Here is a 17,398-nt window from a genome sequence, read left to right as displayed (position 1 = left end):
GGCACCCCTCGGGTGCCGCCGGTGGTCGCCGTCCAGGGCCGCCGTGGCGCGGCCGTCGTCGTCGCGGAGGTCGGGTCAGGTGAGCGCGGGCTGGCGAGGACCCAGCGCCCCCGCCGCGCGCAGCGCGGCGAGCGTGCCCAGCACCGCCTCCGCCGCCTCGGCGCCCTTGTCCTCCTTGCTGCCCGGCAGGCCGGCGCGGTCCAGCGCCTGCGCGTCGGTGTCGCACGTCAGCACCCCGAACCCGACCGGCACGCCGGTGCGCACGGCCACCTCGGTGAGCCCGGTGGTGGCCGCGGAGCAGACGTACTCGAAGTGCGGCGTGCCGCCGCGGACCACCACGCCCAGCGCCACCACGGCGTCGTAGCCGGCTGCCGCCAGGCGGGCCGCCGCCACCGGCAGCTCGAAGGTCCCGGGCACGCGCACCACGGTGGGCTCCGGAGCGCCGGCCGCCTCCAGCGCGCGCAGCGCGCCGGCCAGCAGGCCCTCCACCACCTCGGTGTGCCACAGCCCGGCGACCACGGCGACGCGCACGCCGCTCCCGTCCACCTGCAGCGCCGGTGCTCCGTGTCCGCTCATGCCTGCTCCTCCTGCGTCGTCGTCGTGTCCTGCTTGCTCGCCGCGGAGAGCGCGGAAGCGGGCGTGGGGGGCGTGTGGCCCATCCGGGCGCGCTTGGTGGCGAGGTAGGCCTCCCGCAGCGGGGCGGTGCCGCTCCCGGGCCGGCCCACGTGCAGGCCCACCTGCTCGACCACCTGCACGCCGTGCTCGCCGAGCCCGGCGGCCTTGGCCGGGTTGTTGGTCAGCAGCCGCACCCGCTCCACGCCGAGCGCGCGCAGCACCGCTGCCGCGCCGCCGTACTCGCGGGCGTCGACGGGCAGCCCCAGCTCGAGGTTCGCGTCCACGGTGTCGGCGCCGCCGTCCTGCAGCGCGTAGGCCGCGACCTTGGCGGACAGGCCGATGGCCCGCCCCTCGTGGCCGCCCAGGTGCACCAGCACCCCGCCCTCAGCGCCGATCCGGTCCAGGGCCGCGCCCAGCTGCGGCCCGCAGTCGCAGCGCAGCGACCCGAACGCGTCGCCGGTGAGGCACTCCGAGTGCACCCGCACCAGCGGCGCGACCGCCTGCGGGGAGGACGGGGACGACGACGCGCGCGGCGGCCGTCCGACCACCGCGAGGTGCTCGGCGCCCGTGGCGAGGTCGCGGAAGGCGACGGCGGTGAAGTCGCCGTGCTCCGTGGGCAGCGCGGCGCGGGCCACCTCGACCACGCGCTGCCGCTCGGGCGCGCGGCGGGAGGTGGCCGCGGTGGCCGCGGTGGCCGACCGCCCCTCGCGGGGGGTGGGGGTGGCGGCCTCGGCGCGCAGGTGGGCGGCGAGCTGCTCGATGGTGATGACGGGCAGGTCGTGCTGGGCGCCGAGCGCCACGACGCCCGGGCCGCGGAGCATGTCGCCGTCGGGGTCGTCGAGGTCCACGAGCTCGGTGATGATCGCGACGGGGGGCAGCCCGGCCAGGCGGCACAGGTCGACGGCGGCCTCGGTGTGCCCGCGGCGCTCCAGCACGCCGCCGGGCCGGGCGCGCAGCGGCAGCACGTGCCCGGGGCGGATGAGGTCGGCGGGGCCGGAGGCCGAGTCGGCGAGCACCCGCGCGGTGCGGGCGCGGTCGGCGGCGCTGATGCCGGTGGTGACGCCGGAGGCGGCGTCCACGGTGACCGTGTACGCGGTGCGCAGCGAGTCCTCGTTGCGCTCGACCATGTCGGGCAGGCCCAGGGAGTCGGCGAGCACGGCGGGCATCGGGGCGCACAGCAGGCCGGAGCCGTGCTTGACGGTCCACGCGACCCACGAGGGCGTGGCGAGCGAGGCGGCGAGGATGACGTCGCCCTCGTCCTCGCGGTCGTCGTCGTCGAGCACGAGGACCGGACGGCCGCAGCGCAGCGCGGCGAGCGCCTCCTCGACGGTGCTCAGGCCGTCGAGACCGGTCTGGGAGGAGGTGCAGGCGCTCATCGCACGGACTCCGCCAGCCCGGCGACCGCGCGGTCCGCGAGCAGCCTCTCGACGTGCTTGGCCAGCACGTCCACCTCGAGGTTCACGGGGTCCCCGACGCCCTTGCGGCCCAGCGTGGTGGCGCGCAGCGTCTCCGGGATGAGGGAGACGGAGAACCACGCCCGCTCGGCGCCCGCGCCGCTGACCTCCGTCACCGTGAGGGAGACGCCGTCGACGGCGACCGAGCCCTTCTCCACCACGTACTTCGCCAGGTCGGCCGGCACCGACACCGTGACGACCTCCCAGCGGTCGCCGGGCACGCGCGCCGCGACCTCACCGACGCCGTCGACGTGGCCCTGCACCACGTGACCGCCGAGCCTGCCGCCGGCGGCCACCGGGCGCTCCAGGTCCACGCGGTCCCCGGGGCGCAGCGCACCGAGGGTGGTGCGCTCCAGGGTCTCGAGCATGGCGTCGGCGGTGAAGCCGACCGGTGCGCCGTCGTCGTCGCGCTGGATCTCGACCACGGTGAGGCAGCAGCCGTCCACGGCGATGGACGCGCCGTGGACGGCGTCGCCGGTGACGAGCGGGCCGCGGACGGTGAGGCGGGCGGAGGTCTCGCCGCGCTCCAGCGCCACGACCTCTCCGAGCTCCTCGACGATGCCGGTGAACATCAGGCCTCCTGCTGCTGGTCGGACTTCTGCTGCTGGTCTGCGGGGTCGAGGGGGCGGGCGAGGACGACGACGTCGCCGCCGAGCACCGACGCGTCGACGAGCTCCAGCCGGAGCGCGTCGCCGATGGAGGTGGCGCCGAGGTCACCCAGGGCGCTGCGACCGGCGCCGAGCAGCGCGGGGGCGAGGTGCGCGACGACGTCGTCGACCAGCCCGGCCCGCCAGAACGCCGCCGCCAGCTGCGGTCCGCCCTCCAGCCACACCGAGCGCACCCCGCGCTCCCACAGCGCGCTCAGCGCCTCGCGGGGGTCGCGGGTGCGCAGGTGCACCGTCTCGGCGGAGGCGTCGAGCAGCCGCGCACCGGCGGGCAGGTCGCGCAGGCCCACCACCACCCGCAGCGGCTGCCGAGGCAGCGGTGCGCCGGAGGCGTCGCGGACGGTGAGGGCGGGGTCGTCGGCCAGGGCGGTGCCGGTGCCGACGAGCACGGCGTCGTGCTGGGCGCGGCGGGCGTGCACGTCGGCGCGGGCCACGGGCCCGGTGATCCAGCGGCTGGAGCCGTCGGCGGCGGCGCTGTACCCGTCGAGCGTAGCGGCGTACTTCCACGTCACGGTGGGACGGCGGTGGCGGTGGGCGCGCGTCCACGGCCTCAGCAGCTCGGCGGCCCGGGGGTCGTCGAGGACGACGACGTCGACACCGGCCGCGCGCAGCTCAGCGGCTCCGCCGCCCGCGGTGGGCGTCGGGTCGGGGGTGCCGACCACCACGCGAGCCACGCCGGCGTCGAGCAGGGCGCGCGTGCAGGGGCCCGTGCGGCCGGTGTGCCGGCACGGCTCGAGGGTCACGACAGCGGTCCAGCCGGTGGCCCGCGCGAGGTCGTGGCCCCGTGCCGCGGCGTCGGCCAGGGCGGCGACCTCCGCGTGGGCCGTGCCCGCGCCGCGGTGCCAGCCCTCGCCGAGGACCGCCCCGTCAGGGGCGACGAGCACGCACCCGACCTGCGGGTTCTCCGTCTGAGGGCCACGGCGCGCCAGCTCCAGCGCGCGCTCGACCGAACGGTTGTCCACAGGTCCGTCCACAGGGCTGTGGACACCGCTGTGGAGGCCCGTGAGGCCCTGCTCGCTGCTCAACCCCGTCCCCTCCCGCATCGGTGCAGGCTCCGGGGTGCTGCGGGGGAGGGCGACGGCGGCGGACGACCCCCTGCGGTGGCCGGGCACCCGCCCCGGGAGGCGGACGACGCGGCGGGCCGCTGGGCCCTGCCGACGGCGCTGCGGGAGGGTCCCCTCGCGGGGCCCCTCCGCGTGCTCCTCCCCTCCGGACTCTCACCGTCGGTCCTGGGGTTCCACCAGGTCCACCGGCCGCTGGCTGCGGTCGGGTCGCGGACTGTCACCGCCGGTTCGGAATTGCACCGACCCCGGAGCGCGCGTCGTTCAGCTGTTGATGCTGCCACGACGGGGTCCGGGAGTGCCACTCGTCCAGCCTGGGAGGTGCCTGGGTGGGCAGGAGCGCATGGCCTGCCGGGTAAGCCGCCGGGGTGATCCGGAAGTCGCGCTGCGTTCACCTCCTGAAGTGTCGGGCCGGAGACCTAGACTCCGGGCGTGACGACATTCCGAGATGTCGCCGGTGTCGACCCGTCCACCACCCGTTACCGCACCGTCGCGGCGCTGCGGGACCACGGGGTGCTCAGCCGCGCCGGCCTCGCCCGCGCCACCTCGTTGGCGCCCTCCACCATCACCGCGGTGGTGCGGGGGCTCTCTGACGAGGGGCTGGTGGTCGAGGCCGGGCCCCCGGCCGGCGGGAGGGGCACCGCCCTCCGCGTGAAGGGCCAGCTGGCCACGGTCGCGGGTGTCGACTTCGGGTTCCGCACCGTCCGCCTGCTCGTGGCCGACGTGCACGCCACCGAGCTGGCACGTGCCGAGAGGGCGCTCCCGGACGGGTACGACAGCGCCCGGGGCCTGCAGGTAGTCCGCGAGATGATCGACGACACCCTGGGGGCCTCCGGCCTGGCCGGGCGCGCGTTGTCCGGGATCGGCGTCGCCCTGCCGGGACCTGTGGACTCCGAGCGGCAGGAGGTCGCCCCCTCCTCGGTGCTCCCCGGGTGGGCCGGCACCACCGCGTCCGCGGTGTCGGCCGCGCTCGGCGCCCCCGCCGTCATCGAGAACGACGCCAACCTCGCAGCGCTGGGGGAGCACGTCTACGGAGCGGGGCGCCAGGGTTCGAGCACGCTGACCGTCAAGATCCACAGCGGCATCGGTGCCGGGATCGTGCTCGGCGACCGGCTCGTCACCGGGTCGGCCGGGGGGGCGGGGGAGATCGGCCACGTGCTGGTGGACCGCCTCGGTCCGCTGTGCCGCTGCGGCAAGCGCGGCTGCCTCGACACCGTTGCCGCGGTGCCGGCGGTCCTCGCCAGCATGAGCCCGCTGCACCCGGGACTGCGCTTCGCCGACTTCCTCGCCATGGTCGCTGCCGACGACCCCGGTGCCCGGCGGATCGCTGCGGACGCCGCCGAGCTGGTGGGCGGAGTCGTCGCGACCGCCTGCCTGCTGGTGGCTCCTGACACCGTCGTGGTCGTGGGGGCCCTGGCGCGCGCGGGGGAGGTGGTGGTGGAGCCCGTGCGGCGGGCGGTCCAGGAGGCCGCCGTGCCCGGCCGGGCCGCACCCGTCGTGAGCGCAGGGCAGCTGGGCGACCGGCACACGGCCATGGGGGCCGTGGCACTGGCTCTGGGCGGCCTGGGGTGGCGTCGGATGGCCGGGGCGAAGGCCCTCCTGTCCTGAGCTGCGTCTGACGAATCGGCAGCCGTCATGTGGCGCCCTGAGAGGTGTTGAGTTTTCATCTCGTGAAGTCCAGGCTCCTGATCTGTCGACGCCGTCGTCGCGATCGGAAGGAGCGAGCCCGTGGACGCGCCCGCGCTGCAGCTCAAGGGGATCACCAAGACCTTCGGACAGGTGACCGCCCTCTCCGAGGTCGACCTCGAGGCCCACCGCGGGGAGGTCCTCGCTGTCGTCGGCGACAACGGAGCCGGCAAGTCGAGCGTCATCCGCACCATCAGCGGGATCCACCGCCCGGACAGCGGTGAGGTGCGTGTGGACGGTGTCCCGTACGACTTCCACAGCCCTGCTGACGCCCGGCGCGCGGGCGTGGCGGCGGTCTTCCAGGACCTGGCCCTCGTCGAGGTGCTCGACGTGGCCACCAACATGTTCCTGGGCGACTTCCCCCGCCGGGGCCCGTTCGTCGACCGCCGCGGCATGGAGCGCGAGGCCAGGCGCGTCTTGGACGACCTCGCCGTCACCGTCGCCGACGTGCGCACCGAGATCGGCATGCTGTCCGGCGGCCAGCGCCAGATGGTCGCCATCGCCAGGGCGATGCGCTCGGGCGGCCACGTGGTGCTCCTCGACGAGCCGACCGCGGCCCTCGGAGTCCGTGAGACCGCACAGGCCGCTGACCTCGTCCGGCGCCTGCGCGACAGGGGGGCAGCGGTGATCATCGTCAGTCACGACCTCGAGCTGGTGGCCCAGCTCTCCGACCGCGTCCAGGTCATGCGCCTGGGGCGGGTGGCCGGCGTGCGGCGCACGGCCGACACCAGCCGCGACGAGGTGGTCGGCCTCATCACCGGCTCCCTCGCCGCCGACAGGGGGAGGGTGGCGTGACCGCCCGCAGCCTCCCGCGCGACCCCTCCGAGCTGAGCGACCTGCGTGACTCGACGACCGCGAGCGACCTCGCCGTCCGCTTCTTCCACCTGGAGAAGTCGCTCCCCCTCGCGTCGGCGCAGAGGAGCGCCGCTGAGGCGGAGGCCGTCAACGCCCTCGTCGCGGGTCTGCCGAGCCCCGACTACCGCGCCGTCCGTGCGGGCCTGGAGGACGAGGCGCGCACCGCCGGCGAGCAGCTGGCGCGAGACCCTTCCCTGCGAGAGGCCTTCGCCGCCCTCCCCCTCACGGGCGAGGACCGCGTCGTCCTGCTCGGTGACTCCATCACCGACGACCTGTGCTCGTGGGGCCACCTCCTCTCCGCCGCCCTCGCCGTGCACCGACCCGGTGCGGTGGTCGTCAACAACGGCTGGACCGGGAGCACCACGCAGGAGGCCGTCTCGCGCTTCGAGCTGGTGGCCGCCGCTCGTCCCACGTGGGTGCTGCAGATGCTCGGCACCAACGACGTGCGCCGCCACGGGCGCCTCCGCGTGCCCACCACCAGCACCCGCGAGAGCGCTCGTGACCTGCGCGCGCTGGAGGAGATGGTCGCCTCCGTGCCTGGAGCCCGCCACGTGGTCCTCACCCCACCACCGGTGGACGGCCAGCTCGCCGCCGCCTGGCCGGGCTTCCAGGCCGAGGTCATCAGCTGGGACGGGGAGGACCTCGACGGCCTCGTCGCCGTGATCCGCGAACAGGCCTCCGTCCCCCTCATCGACGTCCACCGCGCGCTCGCCGACCTGGACCCCGCCCGGTGGCTCCTGCCCGACGGGGTCCACCCCAGCCGGGGCGGGCAGCGGCTCATCGCCGAGGTCGTGGTGCGGGGTCTCGCCGCCCTGCACTGACCGGCACCGCAGCCCGACGCGCCCGCCCCCCCCGACACCACCTGACACGACAGAGAGGTCGTCCCATGAGCCACCAGCCTGCCCGCCGCCCCCTGCTGACCGCCCTCGCCGCGACAGCTCTCCTGATGACCTCCACCGCCTGCGGTGCGGTCAGCGGCGGCTCCGTCGACGCCGCCTCCGGCAGCGCCTCGGGCTCGTCCTCGGCCTCCGCGTCGCTGCGACCGGTCAAGACCATCACCTACGTCAACCCGGCGCCCTTCTACCCCGCCTTCACCGACGTCGGGGACTGCCTGACCAAGCAGGCCGACACCTACGGCTGGAAGACCAACGAGGTCGGCACCCCGGGGAGCGCCGTCGACAACCAGGGAGCGATCGACCTCATCTCCCAGGCGATCGCGAACGGCACGGACGCCCTCGTGGTCTTCCCCACGATCCCTGAGCTCTTCACCCCCGTCATCCAGGAGGCCCGCGCCAAGGGCATCTACGTGGTGGCCCAGAACGCCGGCGCGCCCAGCACCGGGCAGCAGACCCAGGTCGGCACCGACGCCAAGCAGCTCGGCGGCATCATCGCCGAGGGTCTGGGCGCCAAGCAGCCCGACGCCCAGGTCGGAGTGCTGTCGGGGTCGGCGAGCACCACCCCGCACGTCGACGAGATCAAGGGCTTCCAGGACGCGGCCGCGTCGAAGTTCCCCGGGATCAAGGTCGTCGCCGGTGACTACACCAACGGTGACGCCACCAAGGCGCCCGAGCTGTGGAGCAACATGCTGACCGCCCACCCCGAGATCACCACGCTCTTCGCGGTGCAGGGGACCGACGTGGCGGCGGCCATCACGGCCGTCAAGGAGCGCGGCCTGACCGGCAAGGTCACGGTCGTCGCGAACGACCTCACCCCGGACCACCGCGCCGCCATCGAGGACGGCTCCCTCCTCGGCGTCGGCGAGCAGGGCTGGTGCGAGGCGGGCACGAAGGCCGCAGAGGCCGTCAAGAGCCTCTCCGAGGGGCAGCAGCTGCCGGAGTTCATCCCCACCACGAGCACCTACTACGACAAGAGCAACCTCCCGGCGCAGTGAGCGCAGCGCCGGCGACGGACGCCACCGGTCCAGCAGTCCCCTCCCGCACCCGAGGAGCTCCCGTGCTCGCCTCCCTGCGCCGCGCCGCCTCCGGCCAGCAGCTCGGCATCGTGATCATCATCGCCGTGCTGCTCGCCCTCGCGGCGGCCTCCAACCCCGTCGCGCTGTCAGGCGCCAACCTCATCGAGGTGCTGCGCTCGGCGTCGATCTACTTCATCGGCGCCAGCGCAGCGACGCTCCTCATCATCGGAGGCGGCCTCGACCTGTCCATCGGCTCGGTCTTCGCGGTCGGCGGGGTCTCGACGGGCTTCCTGCTCAACGCCGGGGTGCCCTGGCAGCTGGCCCTCGTGGGTGGGCTCCTGGCCAGCGCCGTCATCGGTCTCGTCAACGCCCTGCTCATCGTGGTGATCGGCATCCCGCCGTTCATCGCGACCCTCTCCACGCTCTTCGTCGGCAGCGGGCTGGTGGTCGTGAGCACGTCGGGAACCCCGAGGTTCGGCTTTCCGAGCGGGTTCACGGACGTCGCGCAGCTCAACCTGTTCGGCGTTCCCTTCCTCGTGCTGTACGCACTGCTCATCGGGGTCGTGGCTCACGTGGTCCTCACCCACACCCGCTTCGGGTACGACGCGCGAGCCCTCGGCGGCAACACCGCCGCGGCCCGGGCCAACGGGGTGAGGCCCGCGGTCATGAACACCGCGCTCTACACGGCCAGCGCCGTCGTCGCGGGCCTGTGCGGCATCCTCCTGGCCTCCAGGGTCGCCACCGCCGACCCAGGAGCCGGAGGCACCGGCTTCACCTTCCAGGTGATCGCCGCGGTCATCATCGGCGGGACGAGCCTGTTCGGGGGAGTGGGCACGATCGGCGGCACAGCGCTGGGCGCCCTGCTCTTCGCCGTCATCAACAACACGCTCTCGCTGACGGGCACCAACCCGCAGTGGGGCAACGTCGTGACCGGCGTGATCCTGGCCCTGGCGGTGGCGGTGGACCAGCTGCGGCGGGCCCGGCGCTTCCGCTCCTAGCGACACGCCCCAGCGGCTGACGAGGGCGCTCGCGCTGGCTCGTCACATCCTGGGCACCGGCGGTGCTGAGGGGGTGTGGAGCGTGTCGAGACCGCAGGGGTGCTCAGGGCCGTCGGCCCGCCCGTCGCCGCCCGTCGCGCCGTCGGCGAGGCGCGCACCGGTGACCGGGCCGCCATGAGGGCCGACCTCGAGGCGGTCTTCCGGCGCGACTACGCCCTGGTGGCCGGTGTCGCGGCCCGCGTGCTCGGCTCGCGGCAGCAGGCCGACGACGTGGCGCAGGAGGTCTTCCTGTCCTTCGCCAGGTCCTCGGCCGCCACCGTCCCGGCCGAGGCCGCGCGCGGCTGGCTGTGCGTGGCAGCCAGCCACACCGCGCTGAACCTCCTGCGCTCGGGGCGGCGCCGCACCGCCCGAGAGGACGCTGCGGCCACCCGCGACGCCGCCCTCACCGGCGGGGCCACCCCCGACGTCGCGGAGGGCGTCGTCGCCGGCGAGGAGCGCCGCCGCGTCCGGGAAGCCCTCGCCCGCCTGCCCCGCCGGCAGGCCACCGCCCTGGTGCTGCGGCACTCCGGCCTGTCGTACGCCGAGGTCGCGGCGGCCCTGCACCTGTCACCCACCAGCGTCGGCACCACCGTCCGACGCGCCGAGAGCGCCCTGCGCGAGGAGCTGACCCGCTGATGTCCTCCAGGAAGCACCCCGCCGACGGCGTCCTGCGCCGCCTCGTCGACGAGCCCGCCGGGGTCTCCGACCCCGACCGCGCCCACGTGGCCGCCTGCACCCGCTGCCAGCACGCGGTGTCGGTCGCTCGCCAGGACGCGTCGGCGGTGTCCGCGCTGCTCGGCGCCGAGCACGCCGGCTCGCCCACCGCGCAGGACGGCGACGCCGCCTGGCAGCGCCTGAGCGGGTCCGCCGCGGCGGGCACGGGCGACCGCAGCTCCGTGGTCGCGCTCGACCCCGCGCGCCGCCGCTCGGGCCGGCGCAGCGCCTGGCGCCGCCCGGGAGTCGTGGCGCTCGGTGTCGCCGTCGTCGTCGCCGGTGCGGGCACGGCCGCCGCGTCGGACTGGCTGCGCATCTTCCAGGTGCAGCAGGTGGCGCCGGTGAGCGTCACCTCCGCCGACCTCGCGGGCCTCGGGCAGCTGCCCGACCCCAGCGCCTTCGGCGACGCGGTGACCACGAAGCCCGTCGAGGTCCGGCAGGTCGCTGACGCGGCCAGCGCGGCGCAGGCCACGGGCCTGCAGGTGCCGCGCGTGGCCGAGCTGCCCCGCGGCGTGACCGGGCAGCCGACCTACCAGGTGGGCGACGCCGGCCAGGTCAGCTTCACGTTCTCCTCCGCGAAGGCCGCCGCCTCCGCCCGGGCCGCGGGCGGGCAGCTCCCGCCGGTGCCCGCGGGCCTGGACGGCAGTGTCGTCCGGCTCACCGCCGGCCCGGGGGTGGCGGCCACCTGGTCGTCGTCGTCCGGGGCGCCCGCCCTGGTGGTCGGCCGGGCGAAGGCCCCCACGGCCGAGTCGACGGGCGTGCCCTTCACGCAGGTGCGCGACTACCTGCTCTCGCTGCCCGGGATCCCCGCCGACCTCGCCGACCAGCTGGCCACGTTCACGGGTGACGGCTCTACGCTGCCGCTGCCCGTGCCCGCCGACCGCGCCACCACGTCCACCGCGGACGTCGACGGCGTGCCGGCCACCGTGGTCCGCGCGAACGACGGCACGATGGCCGCCGTGGTCTGGGTGCGCGACGGCGTCGTGACGGCGGTGGCCGGCTCCCTGAGCACCGACGAGCTGCTCGCCGTGGCCCGGGGCCTGCGCTGACCACTGCAGCCGCGGCACACACCGCGGGCGGGCCCGTGCCGGACTCGCCCGCGGTGTGGTGCTCCCACCTGCGCAAGCGGTTCCGGCGCCACCAGGCCGTGCACGACGTGTCCCTGCAGGTGGGCCGCGGTGAGGTGGTCGGCCTGCTGGGCCCCAACGGCGCCGGCAAGACCACCGTCATCAAGATGCTGCTGGGCCTGGTCACCCCCGACGACGGCGAGGTGCTGCTGCTGGGCAGGCCGGTGGCCGACCCCGCTGCCCGCGCCGGCGTCGGCTACCTGCCCGAGCTGTTCCGCTACCAGCCGTGGCTGTCCGCCGCGGAGGTGCTCGCGCTGCACGTGCGGCTGTCCGGCGCCGACGTCAGCGCCGCCGAGCAGCGGGACCGGCTCGACCTCGTGGGCCTGGGCGCGCGCGCCGCGGACCGGGTGGGCGGGTTCTCCAAGGGCATGCAGCAGCGCCTGGGCCTGGCCGTGGCGCTGGTGGCGCGGCCCCGCTTCGTCGTCCTCGACGAGCCGACCAGCGCCCTCGACCCGCTGGGCCGCGCCGACGTCCGCGACGTCGTCCTCGGTCTGCGGGACCAGGGCGTGGCGGTGCTGCTGAACTCCCACCTCATCGGCGAGGTGGAGCGCGTCTGCGACCGCGTGGTGGTCCTGGAACGGGGGCGGGTGGCGGCCGCCGGGTCGCTGGAGGAGCTGCTGGGCCAGCGGCAGGTGCGGCTGCGGCTCACCGGGCTCACCCCGGCCGCCGAGCAGCGGCTCGCCCGGGCCGGAGCGGTGCACCGCGGGGGAGACGGCCCCGACGTCCTCACCCTCTCCCTGTGCCACGACGGGGCTGAGGACGACGACGGCGGGCGCGCTGTGCCCGCCCTGGTGCGCGACCTGGTGGCGCTCGGGGTGGACGTGCACGCCGTCGAGCCGGTCCGCGTCAGCCTGGAGGACCGGCTGCTCGGCATCCTGCGCGGAGCCGCGCAGGAGCGGGCGGCCAGCGAGGAGGCTGCGCGGTGAGCCACCAGCTGCGCGTGGTGGCCGTGGTGGCGCTGCTCACCCTGCGGGAGGCGTCCCGGCGCCGCGTGGTGCTGGCCCTCGTGGGGCTGACGCTGCTGCTGCTGGCGCTGTCGGGCTGGGGGTTCTGGCGCCTCGCTCAGGAGCTCACCAGCGGGGAGGCGCTCGTGGCCGCCTCGCAGGTGCTCAACCTCGTGATGTTCGGGCTCTCGCTCATCGGAGCCCTCGGCACGGCGTTCCTGTCAGGGCCCACCCTGTCCGGCGAGACCGAGTCGGGCGCGGTGCTGTCGGTGCTGGCGCGCCCGGTGCGCCGCTGGGCGTGGCTGCTCGGCAAGTGGCTCGGCCTGGCGGTGTTCGGCGGGGCCTACGTGGTGGTGGCGGGAGCGGCGCTGTGCCTGGTGGTGCTCGCCACCGTCGGCTACTGGCCGCCGCACCCGCTCGCGGGTCTGCTGCTGCTCGCCGGGCAGACCGCCGTGCTCCTCGCCCTGTCGGTGCTGCTGGCCACCGTCGTGTCCCCGATGGCGTCCGGGGTGGTGTCGGTGGGGCTGTTCGGCGCGGCGTGGATCGCGGGGGTGGTCGGCGGTGTCGGGTCGGCGCTGGGCAACGAGGGCGTGGCCCGCGTGGGCACGGTCTCGCGCGTGGTGCTGCCCACCGACGGGCTGTGGCGCGGGGCGATGAGCGCCTTCCAGGACCCGTCGGCGGTGACCGCCCTGGGGCGCGGCGCTGAGGCGTTCCCGTTCCTGTCGACCAGCTCCCCGACACCGGCGTACCTGGTGTGGGCGGCGCTGTGGGTCGCCATGGTGCTCGCCCTGGCGGCCGCGGTGCTGGCCCGCAAGGACCTCTGAGGGCCCCGCCGCACCTCCTGGGCTCCCGGCTGCCGGCTGCTCCCAGCTGGTGTCAGCTGCCGTCAGCCGTGGGCGACGGGGTCTGCGACCACCACGCGGTCGCGGCCGGCGGCCTTCGCGGCGTACAGCGCCCGGTCGGCCGCCACCAGCAGCCGGGAGAGGACCGCGGGCCCGTCGGCGGGTTCGCCGTCGTCGAGGCCGCGGGGGTCCAGGACGGCGACCCCGGCGCTCACCGTCACGGGGCGGCCGGCGCCGGCCGTGGCCGCGGCGACCCTCGAGCGCAGGCGCTCCGCCGCGGTGACGGCGGCGTCCGCGGCGGGCCAGGGGGCCACCCACGCCAGCTCCTCACCACCCAGGCGCACCAGCAGGTCCCCCGAGCGCGCCCCGGCCCGCAGGGCGTCCGCCACCGCCACGAGCACGGCGTCGCCGACGTCGTGGCCGAAGGAGTCGTTGACGGCCTTGAACGCGTCGACGTCCGCCACCACCACCGCGACGACCTCTCCGCGCGCCGCAGACCGCCGCTGCATGGCGCCGAACCGCTCCTGCAGCCCGCGGCGGTTGAGCAGCCGCGTCAGGGGGTCCGTGGTCGCCGCCTCGGCGAGGGCCCGCACGCCGCTGCGCCGCGAGTGCTCGAGCCACACGATGACGGCGCTGGTCGCGACCGTCGCGGCGAGGGCGGTGGCGGTGTCGGCCGCGTACCGCGCGGTGTCCGCGGCGGTGTCCGCGGCGTGGACGAGCACCGCCTGACCCACCACCGCGGGCAGCACGACGAGCGGGACGTGGCGCGGCCGGGTCAGCAGCGCCGACGCCGCGCAGATGGCGATCATGCCCACGGCCGCGGCCACGAGGTTCCCGGGTCGCGGGGGCGACAGCCCCGACAGCGTCAGCACCACGGCGTCCAGCGCCAGCGCCGCCGCCACCAGCCCCTGCGGCACCGCGGCCTCGCGGCGCAGGGCCCGCACGGCCAGCACGGCCAGCGCCGTCCACAGCAGGAAGCTGACGGCCACCGAGCCCAGGGGCGCCCACGCCGGGCGCCCCAGGGCCACGACGAGCCCGGGCAGGTGCACCGCGGCGAAGGTGGTGAAGACCGCCAGCTCCGTGCGCCGCGGGCGCAGCCGGCCCGTGCCGGCCGGGTCCGAGCGCACGTGGTCCACGTCCTCCCCTCGGCGGGTCCGGGCCCGGGGGACAGCCCCGTGGGACGTCACCACCCGGACGGCCCGTCGCGGGCGCCGTCGGCGCGCCGCCACGCGCCCTGCGAGACCAGGGCGACGACGGCGGCGAGCCCCAGCGCAGCGGCCGCCGCACCGAAGGCGGCTGCCACCCCGGCCGCCTCGATGACCGCTCCGCCCGCGGCCGTGCCCAGGGCGCCGCCGGTGGTGACCGCGGTGGACAGCCACGCCTGCGCCTCGGTGGTGCGACCCGCGGGTGACAGCCCGTCCACGAGGGCCTGCTGGATGATGAGGCTGGGCGCGATGACGAGCCCCACCACGAACAGCACGCCCAGCAGCACGGGCGTGGGCGGGCTGCCGGGCGCGGCGAGCACCAGGGCGACACCGCCCAGCCCGGCTCCGAACACCCCGAGCAGGACCGGCAGCAGCCGCGCGCCGGAGCGGTGTCCGCCGAGGGCTCCGTAGGCGAGCCCCCCGAGCGTGCTGCCACCGGCGATGGCGGCGAAGAGCAGGCCCAGCGCGGCGTCGTCACCGAGCACGGTGCGCGCGGTCGCGGCCAGGGAGGTGTCGGTGGCACCGAAGGCCAGCGCCATCGCCAGGCCGCTGGCCAGCACCGCCAGCAGCGGCGCGGAGGTCAGCAGCGCCCGCGCGGCGGGCGGCGCACCCACCTCCGCCGTCCCCGCCGTCCCCGCCGTCCCCGCCGTCCCCGCCGCCCCTGCCGCTCCCGCCGCCCCTGCGGGGGCGGCACCGGGGGACCGGTCGTGGGGGTCCTGGCGCGCGGAGCCCGTGGCCGCGTAGCCCAGCCCCCCGACCAGCAGCACCGCCGCGGTGACGAGCAGCGGCCCCGAGGTCGGCAGCGCGACCAGCAGCCCCGACAGCAGCAGCGGACCCAGCACGAACAGCGCCTCCACCGCGGCCGCGTCGAGCGCGTACCCGGCGCGGCGGTGGCCGGGGTCGGCGAGCAGCACGCGCCAGGAGGCGCGCATGGCGGCGCTGAAGGGCGGGAAGGTCAGGCCCGCCGCGAGCGCGGTGCCGGCCAGCACCGCGGCGGGTGCGCCCCGCGGAGCGGACAGCGCGAGCACGGCGAGCAGCGCGGCGCTCGCGGTGACGGCGGGCGCCAGGACGCGGGCCTGGGCGCGGGCGTCCATGGCCCGGCCCCACACGGGGGCACCGGCGGCCGTGCCGACGGCGAAGGCCGCGGTGACGGCGCCAGCCGTGGCGTACGAGCCGGACGTGCGCTCCACGAGGAGCACCATCCCGAGCGGGGCCATGGCGATGGGGAGCCGGGCGAGCACGGACGCCGCGAACGTCAGCCCGGTCCCGGGCCGCCGGAGCACGGTCCCGTAGACGGCGACCCCGCGCGCCGGTGCCCCGGCGTGCGACGTCACCCGGCGAGGCTACGCGGCGGCCCGCGCGGACGCCGACCGGGTGAATCGACGAAGAGTGATGATCCGAACGCTCAGGGTGAGAGCACGCTCGGTGGTGACCACGCGGGCACCGGGCCCGCCGGTCGGCACCGGGAGGTCGCGATGGCGTTCGACGCGGGGCTGCCGCCCACGGGCTGGGGGACCACCTCCGCCGCGGGACCCTGGTGGGCGCGCAGCGCAGCAGCCCCCTCCTCGGGGGTGGACCCGGTCGCGGCCAGCTCGACGGCCAGCTCGACCGCCGGCTCTGCCGGCATCCCCAGGCAGGACGCGCTGACCCTCGGCTCCGACGGGCCGGGCTCGTCCTCCCCGCTCGACCCCCTGGGCCCCGACGGCACCGGGGTCCTGTACTCCCCGGCGTCCGTGCTGGGAGGTGCCGCGCTGGCCGCCGCGCCGCCGGACGAGCGGGACGCCCTCGGCGACGCCGACGAGCAGGCCGGGCTCGGGGGAGGGCTCTCCAGCGCGGACACCGGCGGGCTCCCGGCGCTGCAGGACCAGCGGGTCGGCGCGGGCGACGCCGCGGCGCAGTCCTCGCAGTGGCTCAGTGCGTTCGCGCAGGTGGCCGGCCGCGGCGGGACCGGCGCGACCGGGGCGCTGGGCCTCGACGTGGTGGTCTGAGCCCGCGCCGGCCGTCTCAGACGCCGTCGGCCGTGGTGAACCGGGTCAGCCGCGGCGGGCCCGCCAGCACCTCGCCCAGGCGCGAGGCGCCCTCGGGCGTGCGGCGCCACGCGCGGTAGGCGTCGTCGTGGGCCAGCGAGGCCCACCGCTCGAGCACCACCAGGTGCGCCGGGTCCTCGACGTCCTCCAGGACGTCGCAGCCCAGGCACCCGTCGAAGGCGCGGGTGGCCTGGAGCGTCTGGCTGACCACGGCGTCGGTGGCGGCGCGGTCGGCCACCGCCTCCGCAGTCAGGGTGAGCTCGAGCAGGGACGTCACGGAGGAGGACACGTCGGACATGGTGCCCACGGGTCGCCCCCGGGCGCGCGCCGACCGGTGGTCAGCGGAAGACGACCGTGCGGTGACCGTCCAGCAGCACCCGGTGCTCGGCGTGCCAGCGCACCGCCCTGGCCAGCACCTGCGCCTCGACGTCCTGCCCGATGGACTGCAGCTCGGCCACGGTCATGCCGTGGTCGACCCGGTGGACGTCCTGCTCGATGATCGGGCCCTCGTCGAGGTCGGGCGTCACGTAGTGCGCCGTCGCACCGATGATCTTCACGCCGCGCACGTGCGCCTGGGCGTACGGCCGCGCGCCCTTGAAGCTGGGCAGGAACGAGTGGTGGATGTTGATGGCCCGCCCGCTCAGCGCCCGGCACAGCTGCGGCGACAGGATCTGCATGTACCGGGCCAGCACCACCAGCTCCACGTCGAGGGAGTCCACCAGCCCCAGCAGCGCCGCCTCCGCGGCCTCCAGGGACCCGGGCTCGCCCGCGGCCACGGACCTGTCCACCGGCAGGTGGTGGAACGGCACCCCGTAGAAGCCCGCCAGCGGCTCGAGGTCGCGGTGGTTGCCCGCGACGGCGACGACGTCCACCGGGAGCTGGCCGGCGCGCGTGCGGAACAGCAGGTCGTTGAGGCAGTGGCCGGCCCGGGAGACCATCACCAGCGTCCGCAGCGGGCGCCCCAGCTCGTCCAGGGTCCACTCCATGCCGAAGCGCTGCGCCACCGGAGCGAACGCCCCCCGCAGCGCGGGCTCGTCCAGGTCGGCGCTGACCTGCACGCGCATGTGGAACCGGCCGGTGTCCGGGTCGCCGAACTGCTGGCTGTCGGTGATGTTGCCGCCCAGGTGCGCCAGCACCCCGGTCACGGCGTGCACGATGCCCGGGCCGTCGGGGCAGGCCAGCGCGATCACGTAGTGCTTCGAGGGGGTCGTCGGTGCGGAGGCGGACACGACCGACGAGGGTAGCCAGCGCGGG

18 protein-coding genes and 1 riboswitch are annotated in these 17,398 nt (G+C 76.3%); of the genes, 10 read left to right on the top strand and 8 right to left on the bottom strand.

The genetic code is table 11. The annotated features are described in order from the left end of the window. Positions 1 to 75 precede the first annotated feature (75 nt). From ribH to ribD, 4 genes are read right to left on the bottom strand one after another with little or no spacing between them, the layout of a single operon-like run. Positions 76 to 576, bottom strand: coding sequence for a 6,7-dimethyl-8-ribityllumazine synthase (gene ribH, locus H7K62_RS00700; RefSeq protein WP_186715475.1), 501 nt, complete (start codon positions 574 to 576; stop codon positions 76 to 78). After that, positions 573 to 1,991, bottom strand: coding sequence for a 3,4-dihydroxy-2-butanone-4-phosphate synthase (ribB, locus tag H7K62_RS23235; protein ID WP_186715473.1), 1,419 nt, complete (start codon positions 1,989 to 1,991; stop codon positions 573 to 575). The genes ribH and ribB overlap by 4 nt, the downstream gene beginning before the upstream one ends. Further along, entirely contained in the window at positions 1,988 to 2,641 is a 654-nt protein-coding gene (locus H7K62_RS00690; RefSeq protein ID WP_186715471.1) for a riboflavin synthase, read from the bottom strand. The genes ribB and H7K62_RS00690 overlap by 4 nt, the downstream gene beginning before the upstream one ends. Beyond that, positions 2,641 to 3,696, bottom strand: coding sequence for a bifunctional diaminohydroxyphosphoribosylaminopyrimidine deaminase/5-amino-6-(5-phosphoribosylamino)uracil reductase RibD (ribD, locus tag H7K62_RS00685; RefSeq protein WP_370591538.1), 1,056 nt, complete (start codon positions 3,694 to 3,696; stop codon positions 2,641 to 2,643). The genes H7K62_RS00690 and ribD overlap by 1 nt, the downstream gene beginning before the upstream one ends. A gap of 231 nt (positions 3,697 to 3,927) precedes the next feature. Next, positions 3,928 to 4,055: riboswitch (FMN riboswitch) on the bottom strand. Positions 4,056 to 4,227: 172 nt separating this feature from the next. Here ribD and H7K62_RS00680 point away from each other — a divergent pair. The 9 genes from H7K62_RS00680 (at position 4,228) to H7K62_RS00640 (ending at position 12,894) form a co-directional block, all read left to right on the top strand. Beyond that, positions 4,228 to 5,403 carry an ROK family transcriptional regulator gene (locus tag H7K62_RS00680; RefSeq protein WP_186715467.1) on the top strand — a complete coding sequence of 392 codons (1,176 nt, stop codon included), beginning with the start codon at positions 4,228 to 4,230 and terminating at the stop codon, positions 5,401 to 5,403. A 120-nt stretch (positions 5,404 to 5,523) separates the two neighbouring features. Next, a complete protein-coding gene (locus H7K62_RS00675) occupies positions 5,524 to 6,276 on the top strand; it encodes an ATP-binding cassette domain-containing protein (protein ID WP_186715465.1) in 753 nt (250 codons plus the stop codon). Beyond that, positions 6,273 to 7,157 carry an SGNH/GDSL hydrolase family protein gene (locus tag H7K62_RS00670; RefSeq protein WP_186715463.1) on the top strand — a complete coding sequence of 295 codons (885 nt, stop codon included), beginning with the start codon at positions 6,273 to 6,275 and terminating at the stop codon, positions 7,155 to 7,157. Before H7K62_RS00675 ends, H7K62_RS00670 begins: the two co-directional genes overlap by 4 nt. A 65-nt stretch (positions 7,158 to 7,222) precedes the next feature. Continuing rightward, positions 7,223 to 8,227, top strand: a complete 1,005-nt coding sequence (locus H7K62_RS00665) for a sugar ABC transporter substrate-binding protein (RefSeq protein ID WP_186715461.1) — start codon at positions 7,223 to 7,225, stop codon at positions 8,225 to 8,227. A 62-nt stretch (positions 8,228 to 8,289) separates the two neighbouring features. Further along, the gene (locus tag H7K62_RS00660; protein ID WP_186715459.1) at positions 8,290 to 9,246 is read left to right on the top strand and encodes an ABC transporter permease; all 957 of its coding nucleotides are present in this window, start codon (positions 8,290 to 8,292) and stop codon (positions 9,244 to 9,246) included. A gap of 99 nt (positions 9,247 to 9,345) precedes the next feature. Next, the gene (locus H7K62_RS00655) at positions 9,346 to 9,921 is read left to right on the top strand and encodes a sigma-70 family RNA polymerase sigma factor (protein WP_222436850.1); all 576 of its coding nucleotides are present in this window, start codon (positions 9,346 to 9,348) and stop codon (positions 9,919 to 9,921) included. Beyond that, positions 9,921 to 11,048, top strand: a complete 1,128-nt coding sequence (locus H7K62_RS00650) for a hypothetical protein (RefSeq protein WP_186715457.1) — start codon at positions 9,921 to 9,923, stop codon at positions 11,046 to 11,048. Before H7K62_RS00655 ends, H7K62_RS00650 begins: the two co-directional genes overlap by 1 nt. A gap of 35 nt (positions 11,049 to 11,083) precedes the next feature. After that, a complete protein-coding gene (locus tag H7K62_RS00645; RefSeq protein WP_222436849.1) occupies positions 11,084 to 12,052 on the top strand; it encodes an ABC transporter ATP-binding protein in 969 nt (322 codons plus the stop codon). After that, positions 12,049 to 12,894, top strand: a complete 846-nt coding sequence (locus tag H7K62_RS00640; RefSeq protein ID WP_222436848.1) for an ABC transporter permease subunit — start codon at positions 12,049 to 12,051, stop codon at positions 12,892 to 12,894. Before H7K62_RS00645 ends, H7K62_RS00640 begins: the two co-directional genes overlap by 4 nt. A gap of 62 nt (positions 12,895 to 12,956) precedes the next feature. Here H7K62_RS00640 and H7K62_RS00635 read toward each other — a convergent pair whose 3' ends face one another. Both H7K62_RS00635 and H7K62_RS00630 read right to left on the bottom strand, forming a co-directional pair. Further along, complete coding sequence (locus H7K62_RS00635; RefSeq protein ID WP_186715455.1) at positions 12,957 to 14,048, bottom strand: GGDEF domain-containing protein; 1,092 nt, start codon at positions 14,046 to 14,048, stop codon at positions 12,957 to 12,959. 47 nt (positions 14,049 to 14,095) lie between these two features. Then, positions 14,096 to 15,451: an MFS transporter gene (locus tag H7K62_RS00630; protein WP_186715453.1), complete on the bottom strand. Its 1,356-nt coding sequence runs from the start codon at positions 15,449 to 15,451 to the stop codon at positions 14,096 to 14,098. 141 nt (positions 15,452 to 15,592) lie between these two features. Here H7K62_RS00630 and H7K62_RS00625 point away from each other — a divergent pair, with 141 nt between their 5' ends. Continuing rightward, positions 15,593 to 16,105, top strand: coding sequence for a hypothetical protein (locus H7K62_RS00625; protein ID WP_186715451.1), 513 nt, complete (start codon positions 15,593 to 15,595; stop codon positions 16,103 to 16,105). Positions 16,106 to 16,121: 16 nt separating this feature from the next. On the opposite strand, the gene H7K62_RS00620 is transcribed toward H7K62_RS00625, so the two are convergent. Both H7K62_RS00620 and purU read right to left on the bottom strand, forming a co-directional pair. Continuing rightward, a complete protein-coding gene (locus H7K62_RS00620) occupies positions 16,122 to 16,433 on the bottom strand; it encodes a putative quinol monooxygenase (protein WP_370591537.1) in 312 nt (103 codons plus the stop codon). Between the two features lie 49 nt (positions 16,434 to 16,482). After that, positions 16,483 to 17,373 carry a formyltetrahydrofolate deformylase gene (gene purU / locus H7K62_RS00615; RefSeq protein ID WP_186715449.1) on the bottom strand — a complete coding sequence of 297 codons (891 nt, stop codon included), beginning with the start codon at positions 17,371 to 17,373 and terminating at the stop codon, positions 16,483 to 16,485. Positions 17,374 to 17,398: the final 25 nt, after the last annotated feature.

It is taken from the genome of Quadrisphaera sp. RL12-1S, assembly GCF_014270065.1.
Classification (GTDB): Bacteria; Actinomycetota; Actinomycetes; order Actinomycetales; family Quadrisphaeraceae; genus Quadrisphaera.
This window is presented reverse-complemented; position numbering and strand designations above follow the sequence as displayed.